Consider the following 23312-nt stretch of genomic DNA (forward strand, 5'->3'; position numbering starts at 1 on the left):
GGGCGTCCGCCGGGTGGGAATCAGCTGTGCGAATACCGGAAAGCCGAACCGTCACCACATGAACTGGCCGCCGTCAACAATCATCTTCTGTCCCGTGATGTACGAAGCCTTGTCACTGACCAGGAACTCCAGTGCGTCGGCCATGGATTCCGGGCTGCCGATGTAGCCCTGCGGGATCTCGGCCAGCAGCCGGTCACGGAACTCCGGCTCATCCGTCCTGAACCGTGTGTTCATCTCTTCGGTGTCGATCATGCCGGGGATCAGAGAATTGACCCTGATCGTGGGAGCGAGTTCCAGTGCGAGGCACTTGGTGAGGTGGAGCAGGCCGGCCTTGCTCGCGCAGTAGTTGGCGCCGTTCAGCCGGGGCCGGATGCCGGTGGTTGCGGCCACGTTGACCACACTGCCACCGCCGGCCGCCAGCATGGCGGGAGCCAGCACTCGGGTCAGGTAGAAGGGCGCGGACAGGTTCGCCTCGATTACCTGGTTCCAATCCGCCGGAGACATCTCCAGGAAAGGACGGTCGATGTTCCGCCCCGCATTGTTGACGAGCACATGAGGGGTACCGTGCTCGGACAGCAGCAGTTCGATGGTGCGGAAGGCCTCAGCGCTGTCGGAGATGTCCGACTGCAGTGCCGTGAAACCGTCGTCGCCCAGCTCCTTTACGGCGCGCGCGGCGGACTCCTGGTCGCTGCGGTACAGGGCGACGACCCGGTACCCCACGGACAGCAGTCTACGACTGAAGCTCAGGCCAATTCCCTTCGTTCCGCCGGTAATCACGGCAAGTCGCGGCTGCATGGAGAACTCCTTACTTCGTGGGGGCCTGCGTAGCCCAACCTTCACGGGTCGGCGCTCATATCCAGAACTCGGCATGCCGGAATTCCGGAATGCCCACCCGCGGGTCGGCCCTCAGCGGTCATGGGGTGTGCTCAGTCCAGTGGGGGCCAGGTGAGGACCGCTTCGTTCTGGCTGGTGAGCTTGGACAGGGGCGCGAACCGAAAGTAGAGGTCGCGCAACCGGGACGAGGCCGCGCCCTCCAGCTGCTCGGTCTCGCTGAGCGCACGGGCCGCGCCGACCAGTGCCTCGGTCCGCGGCCGGCGCTCGTCCTCGTAGCCGCGCAGGGCCGCGGACAGATCCGTTGCCCCCTTGAGGTGCTGGGCGAGGACGACGGCGTCCTCTATGGCGAGCGCCGCGCCCTGGCCGAGGCTCACCAACATCGGGTGCGCCGCGTCCCCGAGCAGGGTCATCCGTCCGCTGCCCCACCGTGACAGGAACGGGCGGTCCTGGGCGGTGATGCGGACGATCGTCTCCTCGGGGGTGGCCCGGATCGCCTCCTGTACCTCGTCGGCCCAGCCGGCAAAGAGGCCGGTGAGCCCCTCCTTGCCCCGCCGCAGGCGCCCGGAGGCCCCGGCGGGGACATTCTTCGTCCCCCACCAGTACGCGCGGCCGTGACCGATGTCGGCGAGGCCGAAGCGCTGGCCCCGCCCCCAGTAGTGCGCGGCGTAGCCCTTGGTCATCCGCGGGTGGCTGAAGGGCACCGTCGCCAGCCAGCAGGCGTAGTTGCCGGGCCGTGGCTCATCGGCGACCGCCACCTGGCGGCGGATCGCGGAGTTGAAGCCGTCCGCGCCGATCAGGACGTCGCCCGAGGCCGTCCGCCCGTCCTCGAAGGTCACCTCGACCCCGTCGGCACCGGAGACGAACCCCGTTGCCGCGGCGTTGAGTTGGATGACCTGGTCGTCCCCGAGCGCGTCCAACAGCGTCTGCTGGAGATCAGCCCTGTGGACGGCGTAGTTCGACGCGCCCAGCCGGTCCGCGAGTTCACGGAAGGGGAGCGTTCTGATCGGCCTGCCGCGCTTCGTCAGGAACTTCAGCTCGTCGAAGACCTCACCGCGCTTGTCCAGCCCCGGAGCGATGTCGATGTCCAGGGTGCGCAACGCCAGGATCGCGTTGGCCATCAAGGAGACCGCTGTCGTCCCCGGGCGCAGCTCGGGGGCCCGTTCGAAGATCTGCACCTCGACGCCGGCCCGGCGCAGCGTGGCCGCGGCCGCCAGCCCGCCGATCCCTGCCCCGATGATGAGGGCCTTGCGTGGGGAGTGCTGGATCATTTCCCGCTCCTCTTTGCCGGCCGCCCGTCGAGACGGTCGGACATCGCTTCCGCCACCCTCTGGGCGACCGTGCTCACGTGCGGTTCCTCCAGCAGGACCAAGTGGTCACCAGGAACGTCCACCACCTGGAGCCGGCCGGTGGTCAGGGCTCCCCACCCGTTGGTGGGGTCCTCGTGCAGACTCTGTGCGGCTCCGTGCATCGGCCGGAGGATGTCCGGAAGTTCTGCGTGGGCGCGGAGCAGTACCAGGTCCTCGTCGCCCGGTTCGGGGTGGTAGGAGAGAATCGCCTGCCAGTGCGCCTTGAACATGCGGAACAGCCGCCGCACGGTGGTGCGTGAACTGCCCGCCGGCAGGACGCCGGCCTGCGTGGCGTGCTCGACGATGAAGTCGAACTTCGCCTCCTCCTCCAGCCCGTCCGGCAGCGAGACCACCGGCGCGGTCCCGCCGCGTTCCATCCACAGCAGCTCCCAGAAGAACCACTCCAGCAGCGAATGGTCGGCGATGTCGGGCCGCTCGCCCTGCCGCACGAAGATCGGATCGATCAGCACGGCGGCCCGGAGGGCGTCCGGATCGGTGCGCCGCAGCTGACGCGCCATCTCGAAGGCGATGAAGCCGCCGAACGACCAGCCGCCGATGACGTACGGGCCTTCCGGGCACGCCCGGCGTATCGCCTTCAGATAGCTGTCGGCCAACTCGGGGACGGAGCTGAGCGGTTCCGTGCCGGGGACGGTCCCGGCAGCCTGCAGCGCGTAGACCGGCCGGTCTTCCGGCAGGTGGCGGGCGAGGCGTACGTAGGACAGGACGTGGCCGCCGAGTGGGTGGACCAGGAAGAGCGGGGGCTCGCTGCCCTGGGCGCGGATCGGCACGACAGGGTCGAACTCCGCCCCCGAGTCCCCGCCCCGCAGCCGTTCCGCGAGCCCGGCCACGGTCGGCGCCGCGACGAACGCGGAGAGCGGGACGTTGACGCCGTACCGCTTCTCGATCGTCATCACCAGCCGCATCGCGGTCAAAGAGGTGCCGCCGATGTCGAAGAAGTTGTCTCGCACCCCTAGCGACGGCAGCTCCAGCAGTTCCGCCAGGATGTCCACCAGCGCCCGCTCGTACTCGTCACCCGGCGGGGCGGCGTCGGCCGTCGGCGCGGCGAGCGGCATGCGGCGCAGCAGCGCGTCGTCCCGCTTGCCGCTGGGGGTCAGGGGGATGCGGGGCAGCCACTCCAGGTGCGAGGGCATCATGTAGTCCGGCAGCACCACGCGCAGGCGGGAACGCACCTCGTCCAGGTCAACGGCGGCCGCGTCACCCACGAGGAACGCGGCGAGGAACGCGTCGGCGCCTTCCCGGCGCCGGGCCACCACCGCGGCCTCACGAATACCCGGCTGCTCCTCGGCGAGTTTGGCGATCGCGATTTCCACCTCGGCGAGCTCGACCCTGAAGCCGCGCACCTTCACCTGGGAGTCGGCGCGGCCGAGCCACACGAGGTTGCCGTCGGGCATGCGCCTGGCCAGGTCACCGGTGCGGTACAGACGGGCCCCCGGCTCCCCGGAGGGATGCGGTACGAAGCGCTGCTCGGTGAGGTCGGGCCGGTTGCGGTAACCGTGGGCCAGGCACACCCCGCCGACGTAGACCTCCCCCTTCGCGCCCGGCGGCACCGGCTGCATCAGCCCGTCGAGCAGGTGAATCTCGATCCCGTCGAACGGGGTGCCGATGGGCGGCAGGTCGGGGAAGGAGGCCGGGTCGCCGGTCATCGTGTGGTGGGTCAGCAGGTGCGTCTCGGTCGGCCCGTACTGGTTCTCCAGCACGGTGCCCGGCAGCGCGGCGCAGAACCGCCGGATCTCGTCGGTGACGCGCAGCTGTTCGCCGGAGGAGATTACGACCCGCAGCGCGCGGGGCCGGATGCCCAGCGCTTGGGAGGCCTCCGCGAGCTGCTGGAGCGCCACGCAGGGCATGAAGGCGCGCTCCACCTCCTCGCGGTCCAGGAGGCGCAGCAGCGCCGGCATGTCGCGCCGCTCCTCCTCGGCGAGCAGTTGGAGAGTGCCGCCGCCGCACAGGGTGGAGTAGATCTCCTGGAACGCCACGTCGAAGCTGAGCGATGCGAACTGCAGGGTCTTGCCGCCCGCCGCGCCGCTGACGGACGGGATCTGCCATTCCATGTAGTTGGCGAGCACCCGGTGCGGGAGTTCGACGCCCTTGGGCTCACCGCTGGATCCGGAAGTGAACAGCAGGTAGGCGACGGTCTCACCGGTGATCTCCGGCAGGTCCGGCCCGTCAGCTGCCGGCTCGGCGGTGAGCAGGTCGGCCACGTCCAGCAGCCGGGAGGAGTCCGCGAAGAGATGCGCGTGCGTGGCGTGCGTGATGATCCGCACCGGGTCGGCCTGGGCGACCATGGCCGCGAGCCTGGCCGGTGGATAGCTGACGTCGAGCGGGACGCAGGTGGCGCCGGCCTTCCCGACCCCCAGCACGGTGGCCAGCGTTTCGGGCGACCGGTCCATCGCGATGCCGACGGTCGTCCCGGGCCGGGCCCCGGCGCCGATCAGACCACGGGCTATTCGGTTCGCGGCGTCGTCGAGCTGTGCGTACGTCCACTGGCGCGACCCGCAGGAGACGGCCACCGCGTCGGGGGTGCGCGCCACGTGCTCGTCGATCCGCCGGATGACGTTCTTGTGCGCGGCCACGCCGGTGCCGGGCGCTGACCTCAGTGCCGCTTCGGCCCGCGGATCGCGCAGGAAGGCGAAGTCCACGCTCTCGTCGGGGTGTTCGGTCAACTGCTGGAGGACGGCGAGATACGTCCGGCCGATGCTCTCCACCTGTGCCCGGGAGAAGGTGCGTCCGTCGCAGTCCATGCGCAGCCAGAGGTGTTCGTCCACGGGGTCGACCACAGCGTTGACCAGGAACTTGAAGTTCGTCTCCTCCCAGGTCCTGAAGCCGGTCAGCTCCATGCCGGTGTCCTCGAAGAGCGAGGTGAGCACGTGCGGGTGGACGTAGTTGAAGGCCGTCTCGAAGATCACGCCCCCGCCGCGGTCCTCCTGGATCGCGCTGAGCGGGTAGTGCCGGTGGGGGTGGCTGTCCCGCTCCTGCTGGTAGACCTCGCGCGCCGAGTCCAGCCAGGTACGCGGCTCGGGGTCGAGGCGCAGCGGCAGCGTCTCCAGGAAGAGACCGGTGATCCGTTCGGCATCGGCTTCCTCCGGCCGTCCGCCGGTGACCAGGCCCGTGGTGATGTCCGGCGTGTCGGAGTACAGCCGCAGGGTCAGACAGTGCGCCGCGAGCAGCAGGGATTTGACCGGCAGGCCATGGGTGCGCGCCAACTGGCGCACCTGGGTGCCGAGGCCGTCGGGCAGTTCCACATGGTGGACGATGAGTCCCTCGTCGCCCGCGGGTGCGTACGGCCGGAATCCGTCGAGCTGGACCAGTTCGGAGCCGGCCAGCAGCCGCTCCCAGTAGCCCTTGGTGAGATCGGAGGCGAGGGCCCGCCGTTCCTCACGTACGTAGAGGGCGGGGGACGGCAGCTCGCCGGACGGGACGGCGGCGACGGGCTGCCCGGCGTGATGGAGGAAGTCCTGGAGCAGCTCGCGGACGAGGGTGGCCACGCTCCAGCCGTCCAGGATCGCGTGGTGGAAACTGAACACCAGCTCCACGGAGGAGTCCAGGACGTGCGCACGGAACAGGTACAGCGGCGGGCGGTCCAGCCGGTACTCGTGGTACCGCCGCTCCTCGACGTGCCGGGCGACCTCGGCCTGCGCCTCCTCGTCACTGAGCCCGCGCAGGTCCGCGATCTCCAGTCCGCCGTCGACCTCGCGGTGGACGAGTTGCAGGGGTTCGGAGTATCCGCCCAGATCGAATGCCGAGCGCAGGACCGGGTGGCGCCGGACCAGGCTGTCGAAGGCGCGGCGCAGCGCTTCCTCGTCCCAGACCGTCTTGAGGGAGTAGCGGAAGACATCGTGGTAGACGGCCGTCCGCTCGTGCTCCCGGCTGTGGTAAAGGAGACCGAGGTGAAGCCGCGTCGCCGGGTAGGCGTCCGCCAGGCCGGTCAGCCGCGCGCGGTCGACCCCGGAGACCAGCGCGAACGGCTCCAGCGGAGCGTCCCGCCCGTCCGGCGACGAGGTGGTCGCGACCTCGGCGAGCGCCGCCACGGTGGGGTGCCGGACCATGTCGGCCAGGGTGAAGTGCACGCCGGCGCGCCGTGCCTCCGCCTGGATGCGGAGCATCAGGATCGAGTCCCCGCCCAGGGAGTAGTAGTCCTGGTCGACACCGATCCCGTCGGTTTCGAGGACGACGGACCAGGCCGCCGCGATCTTCGCCTCCATCTCGTTGGCCGGCGCCGCGCCCTTGGCGTCCGCCTCGACGGCGGGAGCGGGCAGCCGCCGCCGGTCGGCCTTGCCGTTCGCGGTGAGCGGGATGTGGTCGATCCGTACGAAGAACGCCGGGATCATGAACTCCGGCAAGGTCTCCAGGAGCCGGTCCCGAAGATCCGCGATCCGCACTTCCTCATCCGCGACGTAGTAACCCACCAGGTGGACGCCGCGGGCCGAGGTGCTCCGGTCCACGACGATCGCGTCCCGGACGCCCGGGAAGGCCGCCAGCCGGTCGCGCACCTCGCCGAGCTCCACCCGGTTTCCGCGGATCTTGACCTGGTCGTCCAGCCGGCCCAGATATTCGAGGGTGCCGTCCGCGAGCCATCGCGCCCGGTCACCGGTCCGGTACATCCGTCCGCCGGGTGTGAACGGGTCCGTCACGAACACCGCCGAGTCCAGCTCGGGCCGGTCCAGGTAGCCGCGTGCCACGCCCACACCCGCGATGCACAGCTCACCGGCCACTCCGGCGGGCTGCAGGTCGCCGTGTGCCCCGACCACGTAGAGCCGGAGGTTGTCGATCGGCCGCCCGATCGGGACCCGTCGGACTTCTTCGGCCGCGTCGCCCGGGCAGTCGTAGTAGGTGACGTCGACCGTGGCCTCGGTCGGGCCATAGAGGTTGACCAGCCGCGGCGGGGTGGCACCGGCCGCGGTGAAAGCCCGGTTGAACCGGTTCACCTGAGCAGGCGTCAGCGCCTCTCCGCTGCAGAACACCAGGCGCAGTGACGCGATGTCGTCGACGAGTGCCGGAGTCGCTTCGAGCAGGTCGAGGAAGGGGCCGAGCATCGAGGGCACGAAGTGGGCCACACTCACCCGGTGCGCCTTGACCGTCCCGAGAATGACCTTGGGGTCGCGCTCGCCCCGGGGCGGGAGCAGCGCGAGTCCGGCGCCGGTGATCGCCCACCAGAACAGCTCCCACACCGAGACGTCGAAGGTCGCCGGCGTCTTCTGGAGCAGCACGTCCTCGGCACCGACCGGGTAGCCGCGCTGCATCCACTCCAGCCGGTTCACCACGGAACGGTGCTCCACCTGCACGCCCTTGGGCTGCCCGGTGGACCCCGAGGTGTAGATGACATAGGCCAGGTCCCGCGGACCGCCGAAGGAGCCGGGCGGCGCGGACGCGGCACGCGGGGCGGCGTCCAGGTTCCGTACGGGCACCGCGTCACCCACCAGGGCACCGGACACGGTACTGCCCAGGAGTGCGGCCTTCGCCCCGCTGTCGGTGAGCAGGAACCTGACCCGTTCCGCGGGGTGGCTCGGGTCCACCGGTACGTACGCACCGCCTGCCTTGAGCACTCCCAGTACGGCCGCCACCAGTTGCGGGCTGCGCTCGGCTACCACGGCCACCCGGTCGCCGACCTCCACGCCGTCGCCGCGCAACTGGTGCGCGACGTGGTTCGACCACGCGTCCAGCTGGGCGAAGGTGAGCGACTGGGCGGGATCGTCCGTGACGACGGCCAACCGGTCGGGGGTCCTGGCCGCCTGCTGCTCGAAGAGCGCGTGGACCGTGGTGTCCCGGGAGAAGTCGGACACCGGGCCACTGCCCGTCGTGAGCAGGGCGGCGCGCTCAGCTTCGCTGATCATGGGGACCTCTGACAGCGGGCGGTCCGGCCGGGCGAGGGCGCCCTTGAGGATCGTCTCGATGTGGGTGGCCACCGACTCGATGGGGAAGTCCGTGTCGAAGACGTCGAGCGCGTAGTCCATGTCGACCAGGACGTCGCTGACGTCGTCGGGCTCGTTGACGACGACCGCCAGTACGTCGTCGTCGTGGGCGCGGGCCTGTACGACGGTTTCGTACGCCACGCCCTGCACGTCGAGCGGGCTGGGCCAGCGCAGATAGGTGATGGTGGTGTCGAACAGCCGCTTGGGGCCGCTCTCCTGAAGCGGTACCGAGCGCAGCAGGTCGCCCAGGGGGAACCGCTCATGGGGCTTGAGCGCCCGGGTCGCGGCCTGCACCCCGGCGACCAGCTCGCTCATCGTGCGGTCTCCGGAAGGGGTCACCCGCAGCGGCAGGGTGTTGGCGAAATGGCCGACGGTCTCCTTCTGGCCGTCGGTGGGCCGGTTCAGCAGCGGGACGCCCAGAACGACCTCGTCGCTGCCGTGGACCCGGGAGAGATAGACGGAGAAGGCACTGGCGACGAACGCGAAGACCGAATGGCCGCGTTCACGTATGCCGTCGATGACGCCGCGCTCGATCAGGAAGCTGTGGCGGGCGCTTTGCCGGGAGCCGGCCGGGGCGGTGCGGCGGAAGAACGCCGGGGTGACGCCCTTCAACTGCTGCTGGAAGAACTCACGGTCCCGCTCGTGATCGTCCGAACCCTGGTAGCGGCGCTCTTCGTCGACGAAATCGAGGTACGACGGCGCGGGCCGGTCGCGGAACCGCCCGGTCCGCCGCACCTGGTCGTATTCGGCGCGGACCTGGGACATGAACAGGTTCAGGCCCCAGCCGTCGGCGACGATGTGGTGCACCTTGACGTAGGTGTGGACGACGTTCTCGCGCTCCTTGAGGACCGCTAACGTGAACAGCCGACGACGCTCCGCCTCGAACGGGACGTCGAATGCTTCTTTGATCCACTTCTCACAGGCCGCACGTGGCACGGCAGTTCCGGAGAGGTCGACCGTAGGGATGTCGAACGCCTCGTGCTCGGCCCACTGGCTCGGGGTTCCGTCCTCCGGGTCGATCCGGAGCTGGAACGCGTCGTTGCGGTCGGCCGCGCGGCGCAGGCACTCCTTGAGCAGGTCGACGTCGACCTCACCTGTGAACCGGTCGGTGATGAAGCAGTTGAACTGCGGGAGATCCGGGTAAAGAGAGTTCGCTGCCCAGATGTCCTGCTGATATGCCGTGAGAGACTTGCGCCCCCGGAGATTCACGATCGCTCCATTTTCCTCGGCTTTGCCTGTGCTGCATGAGCTGTGGGAGTGCCTCAGCGGGCATTCTCCGCGGCGGTCGCGCTGCCGTGCTGCCAGGAATGCCCGGCCGCCTCGGAGGTGAGATGGCATGCTTCGTTTCCCGCGCCCTTCGGAGACCAAGGGGGTCAGGCACTCAATGAGTTCCAGCGCGGTGAAATACTGGCGGATGGAGGTTGGCTGGTCGAGTTCGGCTTCTGCCACGGTGACGCGCGTTCTTCGAGACCGACGCGGTGCGCGACGAAACCATTTTCTTGCGCTTGACTCGGGTGTCTTCGTCCGCTGCCGGGCCGGAGAAGATGAGAATGCCGTGCCGGCACTCGGGATCGGTGAGCGTGGCCGCCTCGCCGTGGCAGAACTCGTGGCAGCAATTCCCCGTCACCGGCACCATATCGATCTCGTTGCGGTGCGTCGCCGGCATCGGCGGCCGACGCACGCAGCGCAGGCGCGACGACGTTCTGCAGGGCCTTCGCCAGGCCACGGGCCTCGGGACCACGGCCCACATCGAGGATCCCGAGCTGCCGGAGCGTGGCGACCAGAAGCGGGAAGGGTGCCCAGCAGCTCCGGACGATTCGCTTCCGATCGTCCTCGCTCACCGAACGCGGGACCGGGAACGCGAAGTCGCGGTCTTTGCAGACCTGCACTTCAAGGTCGTTCCTGACCGAGTGGACGAAGACCCCGATCATGTCCGACACGGTGGTCGAGTGACCCGTTCCGCAGTACACAATACGCGTGAACCGGCCGCCTTGCATTCGCTTTAAAAAATCATCAGAGACCCAGGAGACATCACACTCGTCCGACTTCACGGAACTGGGGTGGCACTCCTGCTCAACATCTCCCTGACAGCGCTCAAGGCGTGCTCGCATGACTTCCCCCGTTCGTCAAAACCCGCTGCCTACAGGCACACTGATGCGCAGTCCGCAGAAGATTGCCGAGTGACATTACAGCATGATTCGACTGCCGTTTGAGGTCAATTATCGGCTCTTGGTCGAGATGGCACGTTAATGCATCGTGAAATCAAGTGCGTCCACCCCGTGGCGGTGACGCCGACCCTGCGCTGCGAAATCACTTCCAGCACTGCCCTCATGCATTCCGCTCGACCGAGCCGGAGCGGGGCCGCACCGCGTCCGCTCCGGGGCGAACTCCTCCGGCGAGGCGGTTCACCCGGATGCCAGGGGACGAGTTCCGTAGAGACTTGGTCAGATGGAGTGGGATCGGCTCGCAGCGAACCCTGGGGGGCGCCGTGCCGGCCGGGGCCGGCCGGGGCCCGGCCGCCGTGGTCGCGCGTTGCCGACCAGCGCTTCGCCGCCCCGAGCGAGGGGCCTGTTCGGCGATGCCTCCGAAGAAGCGAAGCGAGCGGGCGTGCCCCCGGTTCCGGCGCGGACGGGCTCACCGGCGCATCCGACGCACGAGCCCGGGAGAGTCCGGGACCGAGCCGGGCCGACGCGGTATGCCGCCGGTCAACTCCCCTTCCACTGCCCCCCGGTTCAGCTCAGACGGCCTCGGGCTTGCGGGCCCGAAGGATGACGTCGAACCGTCCAGGGTACTGGCGGTCGATCGTCTCGAAACCGGCTTCGGTGTACCACTGCTCGAACTCCCGCGCCGTGTAGATGCGGCCCTCGGGCGATGCGACCGTTTGGACGTACGCCGACATGAACGCGGCGTGGGCGGGACCCGTCTCGTCGTCGTCCTGGGCACAGGCGACGATCACCATGTGGCCGCCCGGCTCCAACGCGCGGTAGGTCTTCGCGAAAAGGTCCTTGACCTGCTCCGGGGACCAGATTTCGAGGAACCGGGAGTACACGACGCAGTCGTGGGACGACGTGGGGAACTCTTCCTGCATGATGTCGGTTCCGATCGCGCTGACCCGCTCGGACAGGCCGGCCTCAGCGATCCGGTCGTTCGCCATCTTCGCCACGTTGGGCAGTTCGAGGATGGTCGCCTGAAGGTGCGGCCATCGTTCGGCGAAGCTGATGGCGTTGGTTCCGGTCCCCCCTCCGACGTCCAGTACGCGGTGGTACGACGAGAAGTCAACGGCGTTGACGAGGTCCTCGACCACCGAGCGACTCTGGTGTTCCATCATCGCGGTGAAGACCTTTTCGAGGTCCTTGTCCTCGGCGAGGAGCTCGTAGAGCGTGGTCGCCGACGATCCCGCGAGCAACTCCCGGTCCATCCCCAGGTTCTCGTTCTGCACCAGCGACTCGTAGAGCCAGCCGACCGGCCGGTAGAGCACCTGGTGGGTGTAGCGGACGATGACCGGCATGAAGGCGTCCTGGTCACCAGCCAGAAGGTCGGTCGCGGCGGTGTTGTGGTAGCCGTCCCCCTCCTTGCGGACCAGTTCGTACGCGCAACACCCCAGCAGCAGCACATGTCCCGCGCGCTCTTCCAGCCCTAACGCGTCGGTTATTTCCTCAAGCGTGCTGCCGGGCCGGTCCTTGAGCAGGGTGAACAGATCCAGCCGTTGGGCGGCATGCATGAACGGGAATCGGAAGCTGGTGTACACCAGCTTCCAGAGCTCGTCCAACGCGGTCGACGACGGTTCAGTCATGGTGTTTCCCTTCACGAAATCGCAGGCCTCGGGCGGGTGTCCTCGGTCGAGTCGTGGTGCGGTCCGGCATCGTCCGGGTCTGCGGATCGCCGGCGGCTCGAAGTGGGCAACAGAAACAGCGGCTACGGATCGCCGTGCGCGGCCGGCCCGCCCACTGCACGGTCCTGGATGCGGAATGCGTCTTGTTCGTCACCCGGCGGGCGCACGCACGGCGTTGGTCTGCGTCGATGCGCAGCGTGGGCGGCGACATCGCCGGCCTCGGAGAGATATCGGGCCGGCACGACGGCCTCCCCTGTGGCGATCCCTGCCCCTCGGCCCATCGACGCGTGCGTCGGGCCGGGCGGTTTCGCCTCTCCCCCGTCTTCTGAATCGTCAGCACCTCCCCCCGCAAGATGCAACACCAGGCTCAGAGTTCACACAAGACCTCTCAAGTCACCGCCCTTCCAACGGTGGCGCGAATCGTGCGGCGCTCCCTTCCGGATACCGCTGCGAGACACGCTGGGGGCGCCAAAACCGTTGCGCCCATTCGTTCGATCACGCGGCTGAAAATCCTCCATCCTTTAAATGGTCGAAAAATAGACCATCCACCTGAAGTAGGACGACGTACCGGAACTGATGCCTACCGATGGCTCGTCAAATCCGCGCAGCAGTAGGGGAGATGACGCTCCGGGCTGTTCAGGGACGAGGGCGCGGGGACGCCCCCAACGAACCCGGATGGAGGATGACCACACGGCATCCGCTTCCGCCCGCACCGGTGTCGTTGAAGGAGTACACCCAGGGACAGTGCAGGAGTAACCGACTGTTCACGAGCACCTGTTCGTAGGACCGGGCCAACGGGTTTGCCGACAAGGGGGGCGGTTGGGGAGAGGCGAAGGTTGACTTCACGTCACCATTCGCACGCGAACGAGTCATTCCCGTCCTATTCGAGCGAACGATCCGCCGACATCGAACCCTGGAAGCACCGGCCTGCGGACATTCGGGGTGACGCAAAGCGCCGGGGGGTCTGACTGAAATTCGTCGCCGCATGTCCGAGATTGCATGCTGCGCATCGGCACCTGGCCACCGCAGCTCAACACCGGTTGTGGAGCCGGGCGTTGAGTCACGCATCCGCTCTCAGCGAACGACAGACGGAGTCACGTTCCGTGGCGTGTGAACGTGTTAGCTTCAAATGAGACTGGGGAGGCGAGTTCCGACCATCGCTTACCCGAAGCAGTTCCCCGGGGCGCCTGGGGCTCGGTCAAGAACAGGGGAAGACATGAGTGACGCGAAGTTCCACCACCCGGCAGCGTCGACCGCACCGTATGCCTACAACCCCAACGGCGGCGCCGCGTTCGGTGACCAGATTTACAACCGCCTGCTCAGCGACCGCATCATTTTCCTGGGCAAGGAAGTCGACGACGAAATCGCCAACCAGATCACGGCCCAAATGCTCACGCTGGCCGCCGATCCGGACCGCGACATCTATCTCTACATCAACTCCCCCGGCGGCTCCGTGATGGCCGGACTGGCGGTCTACGACACCATGCAGTACATCCGCAACGATGTCGTCACCATCGCCATGGGATTCTGCGCGTCCATGGGCCAGTTCCTGCTCACGGCCGGCACTCCGGGGAAGCGGTTCGCGCTGCCGCACACCAGGATTCTCATGCACCAGCCCTCGGCCGGGCTCGCGGGCTCCGCCACGGACATCCGGATCTACGCCGAGCAACTGCGGGAAACGAAGCGGGAGATGGCCGAGTTGATCGCCCAGCATTCGGGGCAGACTCCGGAGCGGATCACCAAGGACTCGGACAGGGACCGCTGGTTCACGCCGGCCGAGGCAAAGGAGTACGGCCTCATCGACGACATCATGACCAACGCCACAGGTACGCCGGGTGCCAGCACCTTCCCGGGCGGTTCTGCCGCTTGATCGCGTGGTGGGACCACGACGCCTATTCGTATGGAGGTGTCGCACTCAGTGCAGCCGACTGAATACTCATCTCAAGCTTGGAACATCCCCATGAAAAGTCGTTACGTCGTTCCGAGCTTTGTGGAGCGCACCTCGCAGGGAACCAGGGAACTGGATCCGTACGGCAAGCTCTTCGACGAGCGGGTGATATTCCTCGGAAGTCAGGTCGACGATGTGTCGGCCAACGACGTCATGGCACAGATGCTTTGCCTGGAAGCCATGGATCCGGACCAGGACATCTCCCTCTACATCAATTCTCCTGGCGGCTCCTTCACGGCCTTCACCGCCATCTACGACACCATGCAGTTCGTCAAGCCTGACATCCAGACGGTCTGCCTGGGGCAGGCCAACTCTGCCGCCGCGGTGATTCTCGCCGCGGGCACGCCGGGAAAGCGGATGGCACTGCCGAGCGCTCGGGTGCTCATTCACCAGCCGTTCAGTCAGGGAAGCCAGGGCCAGGTATCCGACCTGGAAATCCAAGCGGCGGAGATCGAACGGCTGCGCCGACTCATGGAGAAGGTGTTGGCGGACCACTCTCAGCAGACCCTGGAGCAGGTTTCTGCCGATGTGGAACGCGACAAGATCTTCACTGCCCAGGAGGCCAAGGAGTACGGACTGATCGATCACGTAGTGGCGCCTCGGTCGATCCCCGTAGCTTCTTCCTCGTAGCTTCTTGATCCTCGTACGCTGCGCTGTGGCACTCCAGCGAGAGGGGCCGGGACACCACGTCCCGGCCCCTCGTCCGTGTGCGGACTCTCTCGACCTCGGGGAGCATCGCGCGGCAGGACCTCGTCGGACTCTCGGCTCGGCTCCGCCGCCCGGCTGACTCGGCGCGGCACGACCGGACCGCGGCCACGCCGCTACACGAGACCACCGGCAACGATCGGTTCTCGACGCCCGGCCTGCCGTGCGGCACTTCGAGAAGTCGCCGCGGCCCAGCCCCCACGCCTGTTCGACGAGTACGTCGATCGCGATGCCGTTCTCCGCGTGGGACGTAGAGGTAACAGACGCCCCTGGTGTCCGACTTCACGGCACCGCTCGCGTCCTGCGCTTGGTGCGGAGACAGATGATGCGTCGTCCCTCTGCGACGACATGGCTCCGCTCCGAGGACCTGGCCCCCGTCGGTGTTCACTGCCGTGGCCACCGATACGGCCTGCCCGTCGCTGACCGTGGGGAGGACCGGCCGTCCGCAGTGCCCAGACCTCGCCCCGGACGGTCAGCGCTTCCTCCGATTCCCGACTCTCCGCTTCCGCCCACTCCGCAGGCCTGTACCCAACCGCCCCCTCCTCCACGGTTGTTGCCGCGTGCCGGATCAAACGACACGCACATCGGCCCGGACGGCAACAGCCGGGATGGCGACAACCAGGACGACAACCGCCCGGACGGCCGTACGTCGGGCGAGGCCGGTTGCCGGCGACCAGGCCGCAGGAACTGGTGTACGCCGGTGTGCGGTCAGCGCGGCGTCGCAGTCGAGGCGGTCGGCGATCTCTACAATCCCGTCTCATGACGACGGTCACCACGCGCACGGTCGAGTACCCGGCCGACGGCCGGACGATGATTGGGCACCTCGCACTCCCGGCCGGTGTCGGCCGCCGGCCCGCGGTCCTGGTCGGGCCCGAGGGGGCGGGGCTGAACGACTTCCAGCGCCGCCGGGCCGACACCCTGGCCGAACTTGGATACGTGGCGCTGGCCTTCGACATCAACGGAGGGCACTGGTTCTCCGACCCGGAGGAGATGCTGGCGCACGCGCTCCCCCTGCTCGCCGACCCCGACCGGATACGGGACATCGGCCACGCGGCGCTCAAGGTGTTGTGCGCCGAACCGCGGACCGACCCCGACCGGATCGCCGCCGTCGGCTACGGCACCGGGGGAGCGATCGCGCTGGAACTGGGACGTGACGGCGTCGACCTGCGCGCGATCGGGACAGTCAACGCACTGATCACGGGTCGGCCGGGCGAGGCAGCGCGCATCCGCTGCCCTGTGTGGGCCGGGGTCGGATCGCAAGACCCGATCATGCCGCCCGCGCAACGGGACGCGTTCACCGCCGAGATGCAGGCCGCGGGCGTCGACTGGCGCCTCGTGATCTACGGCGGCGCCCTGCACGCCTTTCACCATCCACCGGTCGAGCATGCCGTGCGCCCCGGCGTCGGCTACCACCCGCGGCATGCGCAGCGAGCCTGGCGCGACGTCGTCAGCCTCCTCGCCGAGTGCCTGCCCATGACGGAGTGATCTGTCGGCAACCGCGCAGGTACCGGACCACAGGCCGGTTGCGGCCTCCGGCCCGGCCACGGGCAGGGTCGGGACGTTTCGTCCCGGCCCTGCCGCAACAACGCCTGCAGGAGGCAAACCGGCGTCAGGACACACCGACGGTCGACCGCGGCGACGCCACCTACCCACCGCTTCCTTCAACGGCCCCGGAGTCCTGGCTCAGACACCGGGGAGCAAGTAACCCGCCGGTAGCTTTGAGGGCTTCTCGGCCGTGGTCCTCTTGGGCTGGCGGGGCACGGACTTCGTCTTGTCGAGGTGGCCATACACCGTCGACCGGGGCACGCCGAACATGTCGGCGATCTGCTGGACGGTCTTCTCCCGTTCGTCGTAAAGCCGTTGGGCGAGCGCGGCCTGGGTTGCGGTGAGCTTCGGCCGGCGCCACCACCCCGGCCGCGAGCACCAGCAGCGGCGAGCCCGTGGTTGGTGTTCGCCCCGATCAGCTCGCGCTGGAGCTCGGCGAGCACGGACAGCATCCCGAACATCGCCCGGCCCTCCATCGTGGCGCTGTCGATGCCTTGCTCGATGACGTGCAGCCCGCGGTCGAGACTCGCGCGTCGCCGATGAGCATGTGTCGGAATCTATCGGTCGGACCGTTCACCCACGTTGATTCGGCACGAGGTGCCGACACTGCCCACCTGTGGGTTCATGCTCGCCGGGGCGAGTGTCGACAGACGGTCGTGCTGACACTCAGCGTCGAAGGTGAGGTACCAGGCAAGCGCTCAGCCTGGAATGAGTGCATCCCACTGATCGCGCGTCGGGCCGTCGTGCGTTGGCGAGAAGTCTGGGCGGTCGGCCAGCCAGTCGGTAACGGCTCGGTCCACTTCGTCAGTGCCGTAGGCATCGTCGGCCGGTTGCAGGAGATGGCGTACCTGGGCACGGGCCCGCATGACGACGGGATCGTCGAAGGCACAGGCGGCCAGGGCAGCAGCCCGTCGATCCGAGAGTGGTGAGCCCTCTCCAAGGCGTTGCTCGTTGGCCCGGTCGGCAGTCACCTGCGCGTCGAACAACGGGCGGAGGGCCTGTGCGGTCCAGGTGTGGTAGCCGATGGGGTCGGTGGCGATCTGGTCGACATGGGCGGCGAGGTGCTGGGCGGCGCGCAGGCCGAGGGCAACGCCATGGCCCGAGGTGGGGTTGGTGTGGATGAGGCTGTCCCCGGCGTTGACCAGGCCGGTGACGATAGGTCCGTCATCGTCGGCGAGGGCGGTCCAGCGGTTGGCCAGGCCAGCCATCGCCAGGACGGCTGTCTGTGGTTCGGGGGCCAGGTCGAGCCAGGCGGCGGTGGCGGGGAAGAGGCGGGCGACGGCCTCGAAAACGGCGGGGTCGGTGAGCGCACCTCGGGTCGGATCACTCGTGGAGAGCACCAGGTGCGCCGCGAAGATGTCGTTGTCGGAAGGGAAGACGCCAGCGAGGGCGAACGGTGCGGCCGAGCCGGTCTTTACCCGTCCGGGGTCACGCGGGCCGTCGGCGCGCAGGCGGTACCAGCGGCACAGATAAGCGATCCCGGTACGGTGGCTGTCGATCACGGGCGGGCGGCAGCCGGCCGCGGTCAGCCAGGAGGGGACCGGCGAGCGGCGGCCGGCCGCGTCGATGACGAGGTCCGCCTGGTGCATTTCCGCGCCCACCTGTACGCCGGTGACACGGGCAGGGCGGCCTTCCTCGAAGGTGAGGGCACGCACCCGGCAGGCTTGCCGCACCTCGACGGTGGGTTCCCGCCGCACGGCCGCGGTCAGGGCGGCCTCCAACACGATGCGGCGGGTGCGCAGGGTTACCAAGTCCTCATCGCCGGCCCGGTGCGGCGGATGCTCATCGAACCAGTCGAAGTCGTGGTATTCCCGGGCTCCGCGCGCCAGCAGGTCCGTGTAGACATCGGGGGTCTCGGTGCGCAACACGGTGCGGACGGGCGCGAGAAACGAGTGGGGATGGTTGGCCTGCGGGACTCGGGGCCTGTCCCATTGGAAGAAGTCCCGGTTCAGGTCGTCTCCGGCCTGCCGTGCAGCCTGCTCGAACAACGTGACCGTATGGCCCCGTCGGCCAAGCATGAGCGTCGTCCCCAGCCCGCTGATTCCCCCACCGATCACCGCAACCCGCGCCACCGATCTCCCCTTCGCGTCGTGTTGCGGAATGAGCCTACTGCTAGACGATCTTCAGTTCGAAATCAGCGTCGTCCGGCGCGGTGCGGGGGCGGGGCACGGCGGCGGCCGGTGCCAGGTCGAGCCTCTTGTCCATGTCCAGGTGGAAGGCGCTGTACGGGTTGACGTTGGACCGGAACAAAGCGGTCAGCCCGCGCCGGTCCTCGTCGGTGAGCTTCTTTGCCATGCCGGTTCGACCGGCACCTGCTGGAGCAGCAGCGTCCTCTCCCCGACCACCGGGTACAGCGCCGTGCGCACGATCTCGTCCGGCTTGCCGATCGCGGCGTCGGCAAGCTTGAAGAGGATGCCCCTCCTTGCCGCGGATCTTCTTCAGCTCCGCCGTCAGCTGCCTCTCCACCCGGCGCTCGGCGCGGGCGTTGATCTTCTGCATCAGGGCCACCAGCAGATCCACCGGGGCATCGGTGATCTCCGCCTGCCGAGAGGAGCACAGCGCCGCGAGCAGCGTGATCCGTGCGACCTCGGCGGTGTCCCGGCCCGAGGGGTACATCTTGACCGCCCGCGCCCGCCAGGCGGCCAGCAGCTTCTCCGAGCAGTCTGCGAACAGCCCGTCGGGCAGACCGAGTCTGCGTACGTCGTTCCGCTTGGTGATCTCCCTCAGCAGGGAGTCCAAGCCGACCGCGCCCGGGTCGCGCTTGAGCGCGGCCGGCAACGCGGTGCCGTACTCGTTGTCCTCCCCGACCAACGCCAGCAGCCGGGCTGTGCCCGCGTCGCCCAGGCGCTCGATGGTCCGGGTGCAGAACGCCTTCTCCCGCAGCCCGCAGTGGAGTACGCACGCCACCACGTCTTCCGGCGACCACCCCTGTCGCACACCCGCCCCTGTGCCATCGACTCTCAGGGCGTTCACCCGGTCGGCTCAACGAGGTGCCCGGCGTCGGGAAACGGCGGATCTGAACCGCTGAAAGCTAGCGGCGGGTTACTTGCTCCCTGGTGTCTGGGCTAGGCGGTGTCCGACGGGTCTGTGACTGGACAGTATTCGTCGGGGCAGCGCGATCAGCGCGACTGGCGCCGGATCAGAAGACCGAACCGGCCCCGTCCCGTGCATTGCCCTGCCGGGCCCACGGCGGCGTCCCGCCGACGCAAAGACCCGGAAGGTGGGGCGGCAGGCGAGGCCCCGGCCAACGTTCTTCGCCAAGTGAGGCCCCAGCCGGGCCCACTCCCCGTTCGATAAGTCACCCCGCCCACGCCTACCGGAACGATCAGGACACTCGGCAGTCACGTCACCCATCGGACACACCCAGGACTCCGGGGCCTCAATGGAAGGATTTCAGCCTTGTTGCCGAACGCGTTTCCGGTCGCGTTCGGCGATCAGGCGGCCGGAAGTGAAGGGATGCGGAGGAGAACACGGCACGATTCACGCCACCGATGAGGGGGTGGGGACCTTAAAGGTCTTGTTGTGTCCCCGAGCGTGATGTTGCCTCGTGCAAAGGGAGGTGCTGACGATGCAGGAGACGGCGGAGAGGAGACGTCGTTCGGCCGTGGCTGGCGCTTGCCAGGAGGACGCCACGGAGGCGGCCCCCACCTCGCCGGACTCGACAAGATCGCCGCTGCGCCGCGTGCCTGCGAAGACGAACGCCGCCCGCTGGACGATGAACAGGGACATACGGATCGACCCGGAGGACGGAACCCCGTGCCAATGGGCCGAGCACGAGGCGTTCGACGCCCCTTCGAGGTGGAGCGCCGCCGACTGAGCTGAATGCGGCCGCTTGCACGATCCCGGCTCCGCTCCGGCACGGTGCGGGGCCAAGTCGTCCGGTACGTCGACGTTCTGGTCGAGCAGATCCGCGACTGGATCGACTCCTGGAACACGAAGCCCCGACCACGTCCCCCCAGTGATTCCTTCGGGATCTCGACCAACTCACGCTAGGAAAGCAGAGGGTTTTGCAGATGATCGCCGTGCGTGGCACATCCGTGGGAATACCCACACCTGACGGCACTGCCGACGCCTATCTGGTTCGCCCCGATGACACCGGCACTCACCCGGCAGTGCTGGTCTACATGGATGCTTTGGGGCTGCGTCCGCACCTCAGGAAGATGGCCGACCGGCTCGCCTCGGCCGGCTACACCGTCCTGGTTCCCAACGTCTTCTACCGCCACGGGCCGGCACCGGTATTCGACCTGCCCGACTTCATCGATCCGACGCAGCGCCCGGAGATCTTCCAGCAGATCATGCCCGTCGTGCAGTCGCTCACAACGGAGCTGGCGATGCGCGACGCCGAGGCCTACTTGCGCTGGCTGGCCGACTCCCCCACGACCACGGACGCGCCGGTGGGCATCACGGGCTACTGCATGGGCGCCGGCCTGGCCCTGCGCACCGCCGCCTGCTATCCGGACCGGGTCGCCGCGGCGGCCGGCTTCCACGGTGCGCACCTGGCCACCACCGCGTCTGACAGCCCGCACCTTCTCGCCCACCGCATCAAAGCCGAGCTGTACTTCGCTCACGCCGACCAGGATCAGACGCTGCCGCCCGAACAGATCGAACGCCTTGAGAAGGCTCTCACCGAGGCCGGCGTACGGCACGTCTGCGAGGTCTACACCGGCGCTCACCACGGCTACACACAAGCCGACACCGCCGCCTACGACCCGGATGCCACCGCACGGCACTGGTCGGCACTGCTGGACCTCTTCGGCCGCACGCTCTGACCCGTAGTCGCGCGAGGTGACGTGGGTGAATCCCAGCGTCACCTCGCGCGCCGAGGCACCGCCGTCGGCGGTATGGCCGTTCCGCCCCGGTCATGCGCTCAGGATCACGCCCCGCTGCGCGGAGGCGGCCCGGCGAAGCGGAGCACCGAGTCGACGGTGCGGCGCAACGAGCGGATGGCTGGGGGCGGTGCGTAGGAGAGTCGGAACAGCATGAGTTCGGACTCGTCCGGCTTGGCAGGGATAACGGCGGTGAACCTGGTGCGCAGGGCGTGCACGGTCTCGGTCTCGGCGGCATCGAGTCCGGCGGCGTTGCCGCGTTCTGCGCGCGCGAACAGGTAGAGCAGTGAGGTGTGCGGCTGCAGCCCCAGGCCGAGGGAGGTGGCGGTGAGCCAGAGCCGTTGCAACGCACGGCCGCCGTCGACGAAGGCCTGGGGGCCCGTGCCCGGTATGGTCAGGCAGCCGATGGCCGAGGAGGCGGCAATGGCCTTGCCGGCGCCCTCCTCGAAGGCTTCGCCACCGCCGATCCGGCGGATGAAGGCCAGGTTGGACCAGTGCCGGGCCAACCGGACACCCGCGAGGTCGACGTCGTCGAGCCCAAGCGTGGCGACGTCGATGCCGTCTCGCGTGCGCCGCGTCTCCTCGGGGTCCCAGCGCAGTTCGTCCATCAGCTCCCGGTGCAGTTGCGAGGAGAGCATTCGCAGCCGGTCGCCTGCGCCCAGGATGCGGCCCATCGCGTCCAACTGGGCGCGGTCGGTGACAAGGTGGAGCCGCGCGCCGCTCTCGGCGGCGCAGTCCGCCAGTGCGGCGGCGTGCGCCTCGTCGAGCGGGCGGGCTGGGCCGGGGTTGCGGTTGGTGGTGCGGTGCTCGACCCAGTCGAACAGGGCGGGGCGCGGGGCGTGCGCCGCCCTGGAGAAGGTGAGCCGGCAGACCAGGTCGGGGTCGGCCGGGGTGGGGAAGGTCTGCGCATCGCAGGCCCAGCCCGAAGCCTGGGCCGCGAGGTGAATGTTCTCCACCGCCGCGCCGATGGCCAGATGGGTGGCGCACCTTTCGAAATCGAGCAGGGTTTGCGGCTGGGCGGGGTCGATGCGGCAGTCCACTGCCTCGCCGCGGGCGACGAATTGCCAGGGCTGGCTGTTGCCGCCGGACGGCGCCTGGATCCCGTGGGCGACCAGGCGGCGGATCCCTTCCTCGCCCAGGGGGGCGCTGCCGGCATCGGGCAGGAGGAGAGGAGTCGGGGTCGCCTCTGGGGTGGGGTCGAGCGTGGGAGCCGTCACGAGGGTCTGGGCACCATCGCGGATCAGCTCGTCCAGGTCGACGAAGTACCGTCCTGACGCGGTGAACCGGCCGAGGAGGAGGCGGCGCGCGGTATCTGTGACCAGGGCGGCGCCCAGGGCGACCCCCGAGGCGAGCTGGGGCCATGAGGAAATGGTCTTGCCCACCTCGACGAGCGAGGGGACGAGGCGCTCGGAGAGCTCGTCCTCACCCAGGATGCGCAGGAGGTACGGGAGCTTCTCGCGGGTCGACATCGCTTTGAAGCCGGCGGCCGCGACTCCGTTCAGCAGGCCGTGCAGCAGGGGACGGTCCGGTTCGCGATCGAACCGCTCCACGTCCAGCATGCCGCGCTCGTTGGCCTCCATCAGGACGGGAATGCCGAGCGCACGGGCGCGTTCGCGGGCGTGCACCTTGAGGTACATGTCGTCGCACTCCTCGACGAGGAGGTCCGTGCGGCCGCCGCCGACGAGGAAGGTGTCGGTGTTCTCCTCGGTCAGCCCCTCCGGCCAGACGGCGATGTCGAGGTAAGGGTCGATCTCGTACATCTGCCGTGCGGCGATGACCACTTTGGTCAGGCCGATCTCGGCGGCCGAAGCGCGGAGCCGGTTGATGTTCGAGAGGGAGAGGCGGTCGAAGTCGGCGAGCCGGAAGCGGCTGCCCACGCCTTCCTGGGCGAGGGTGACCGCACTCGCGGCACCCACAGAGAGGCCGAGCACCGCCACGGTCTTCCGCGCCAGGAGGCTCTGCTCCTCCGCCGTGATCTTGTAGCGGTTGCGGGACTGGCGGAGCTCACGGTACTCGGCCGGCGGCAGGACGTGGACGAGCTGCCGCGACCAGGGGTACCACGCCCATGTGCCGTACTCCGCCGGGCGTCCGCCACCGAGGTGGTCGGCGACTGCCGAGGCCAACTCGTCGGAGTCCGGCCGCCAACCGGGCCGCCGAGTGGTGAGGAGCTCCGCCAGCTGCTCGGCGAGCGTGTCGTGCGCGGAGGCGACGGCGCCGCGTTCGAGGAGCTCCATGAGGGCAAGACGTTGCTCGGGGTCGGCCGGTGCGTACAGCTCTGGGCGCCATGGGGCCGTGCCGTCGGCAGGCTGGGCGAGGGCGTCGAGATGTGCTTCGAGGTTCATCGCGTGC

At 68.6% G+C, this 23312-nt stretch carries 13 protein-coding genes and 2 pseudogenes; 5 read left to right on the plus strand and 10 right to left on the minus strand.

Annotated elements, in window-relative coordinates; translation table 11 throughout:
• Positions 1-51 precede the first annotated feature (51 nt).
• The 5 genes from EST92_RS03060 to EST92_RS03080 all read right to left on the minus strand — a co-directional run bounded on the left by EST92_RS03060 (position 52) and on the right by EST92_RS03080 (position 11900).
• On the minus strand, positions 52-795 hold the full coding sequence (locus EST92_RS03060; RefSeq protein WP_129279414.1) for an SDR family NAD(P)-dependent oxidoreductase: 744 nt from the start codon (positions 793-795) through the stop codon (positions 52-54).
• A 131-nt stretch (positions 796-926) separates the two neighbouring features.
• Positions 927-2102: an FAD-dependent monooxygenase gene (locus EST92_RS03065; RefSeq protein ID WP_129279415.1), complete on the minus strand. Its 1176-nt coding sequence runs from the start codon at positions 2100-2102 to the stop codon at positions 927-929.
• Positions 2099-9316, minus strand: coding sequence for a non-ribosomal peptide synthetase (locus EST92_RS03070; RefSeq protein ID WP_254068455.1), 7218 nt, complete (start codon positions 9314-9316; stop codon positions 2099-2101). Before EST92_RS03070 ends, EST92_RS03065 begins: the two co-directional genes overlap by 4 nt.
• Before the next feature lie 164 nt (positions 9317-9480).
• Positions 9481-10158, minus strand: a complete 678-nt coding sequence (locus EST92_RS03075) for a hypothetical protein (protein WP_129279417.1) — start codon at positions 10156-10158, stop codon at positions 9481-9483.
• 686 nt (positions 10159-10844) lie between these two features.
• Positions 10845-11900, minus strand: coding sequence for a methyltransferase (locus EST92_RS03080; RefSeq protein WP_129279418.1), 1056 nt, complete (start codon positions 11898-11900; stop codon positions 10845-10847).
• Between the two features lie 1255 nt (positions 11901-13155).
• On the opposite strand from EST92_RS03080, the gene EST92_RS03085 reads away from it, so the two are divergent.
• The 3 genes from EST92_RS03085 to EST92_RS03095 all read left to right on the plus strand — a co-directional run bounded on the left by EST92_RS03085 (position 13156) and on the right by EST92_RS03095 (position 16077).
• Positions 13156-13809 (plus strand): ATP-dependent Clp protease proteolytic subunit, encoded by a 654-nt coding sequence (locus tag EST92_RS03085; protein ID WP_129279419.1) that lies wholly within the window; start codon positions 13156-13158, stop codon positions 13807-13809.
• Between the two features lie 90 nt (positions 13810-13899).
• Entirely contained in the window at positions 13900-14517 is a 618-nt protein-coding gene (locus tag EST92_RS03090) for an ATP-dependent Clp protease proteolytic subunit (RefSeq protein WP_216849070.1), read from the plus strand.
• Between the two features lie 834 nt (positions 14518-15351).
• Positions 15352-16077 (plus strand): dienelactone hydrolase family protein, encoded by a 726-nt coding sequence (locus EST92_RS03095; RefSeq protein WP_129279421.1) that lies wholly within the window; start codon positions 15352-15354, stop codon positions 16075-16077.
• Positions 16078-16275: 198 nt separating this feature from the next.
• Here EST92_RS03095 and EST92_RS32665 read toward each other — a convergent pair.
• The 4 genes and pseudogenes from EST92_RS32665 to EST92_RS03115 all read right to left on the minus strand — a co-directional run.
• Positions 16276-16440 (minus strand): annotated as a pseudogene (locus EST92_RS32665) (hypothetical protein); the annotation flags it as partial.
• Positions 16441-16562: 122 nt separating this feature from the next.
• Positions 16563-16613 (minus strand): annotated as a pseudogene (locus tag EST92_RS32670) (hypothetical protein); the annotation flags it as partial.
• 222 nt (positions 16614-16835) lie between these two features.
• Positions 16836-18209, minus strand: a complete 1374-nt coding sequence (locus EST92_RS03105; RefSeq protein ID WP_129279422.1) for an FAD-dependent oxidoreductase — start codon at positions 18207-18209, stop codon at positions 16836-16838.
• A 40-nt stretch (positions 18210-18249) separates the two neighbouring features.
• On the minus strand, positions 18250-19044 hold the full coding sequence (locus EST92_RS03115; RefSeq protein ID WP_216849068.1) for a hypothetical protein: 795 nt from the start codon (positions 19042-19044) through the stop codon (positions 18250-18252).
• A 775-nt stretch (positions 19045-19819) separates the two neighbouring features.
• On the opposite strand from EST92_RS03115, the gene EST92_RS32535 reads away from it, so the two are divergent.
• Together EST92_RS32535 and EST92_RS03120 are read left to right on the plus strand one after the other, a co-directional pair.
• Positions 19820-19954 (plus strand): hypothetical protein, encoded by a 135-nt coding sequence (locus tag EST92_RS32535; RefSeq protein WP_275540838.1) that lies wholly within the window; start codon positions 19820-19822, stop codon positions 19952-19954.
• 196 nt (positions 19955-20150) lie between these two features.
• Positions 20151-20906, plus strand: a complete 756-nt coding sequence (locus EST92_RS03120) for a dienelactone hydrolase family protein (protein ID WP_129279424.1) — start codon at positions 20151-20153, stop codon at positions 20904-20906.
• Between the two features lie 104 nt (positions 20907-21010).
• Here EST92_RS03120 and EST92_RS03125 read toward each other — a convergent pair whose 3' ends face one another.
• Positions 21011-23305 (minus strand): Rv1355c family protein, encoded by a 2295-nt coding sequence (locus EST92_RS03125; protein WP_129279425.1) that lies wholly within the window; start codon positions 23303-23305, stop codon positions 21011-21013.
• Positions 23306-23312: the final 7 nt, after the last annotated feature.

It is taken from the genome of Streptomyces sp. TM32 (genome assembly GCF_004122755.1).
Taxonomy (GTDB): Bacteria; Actinomycetota; Actinomycetes; order Streptomycetales; family Streptomycetaceae; genus Streptomyces; species Streptomyces sioyaensis.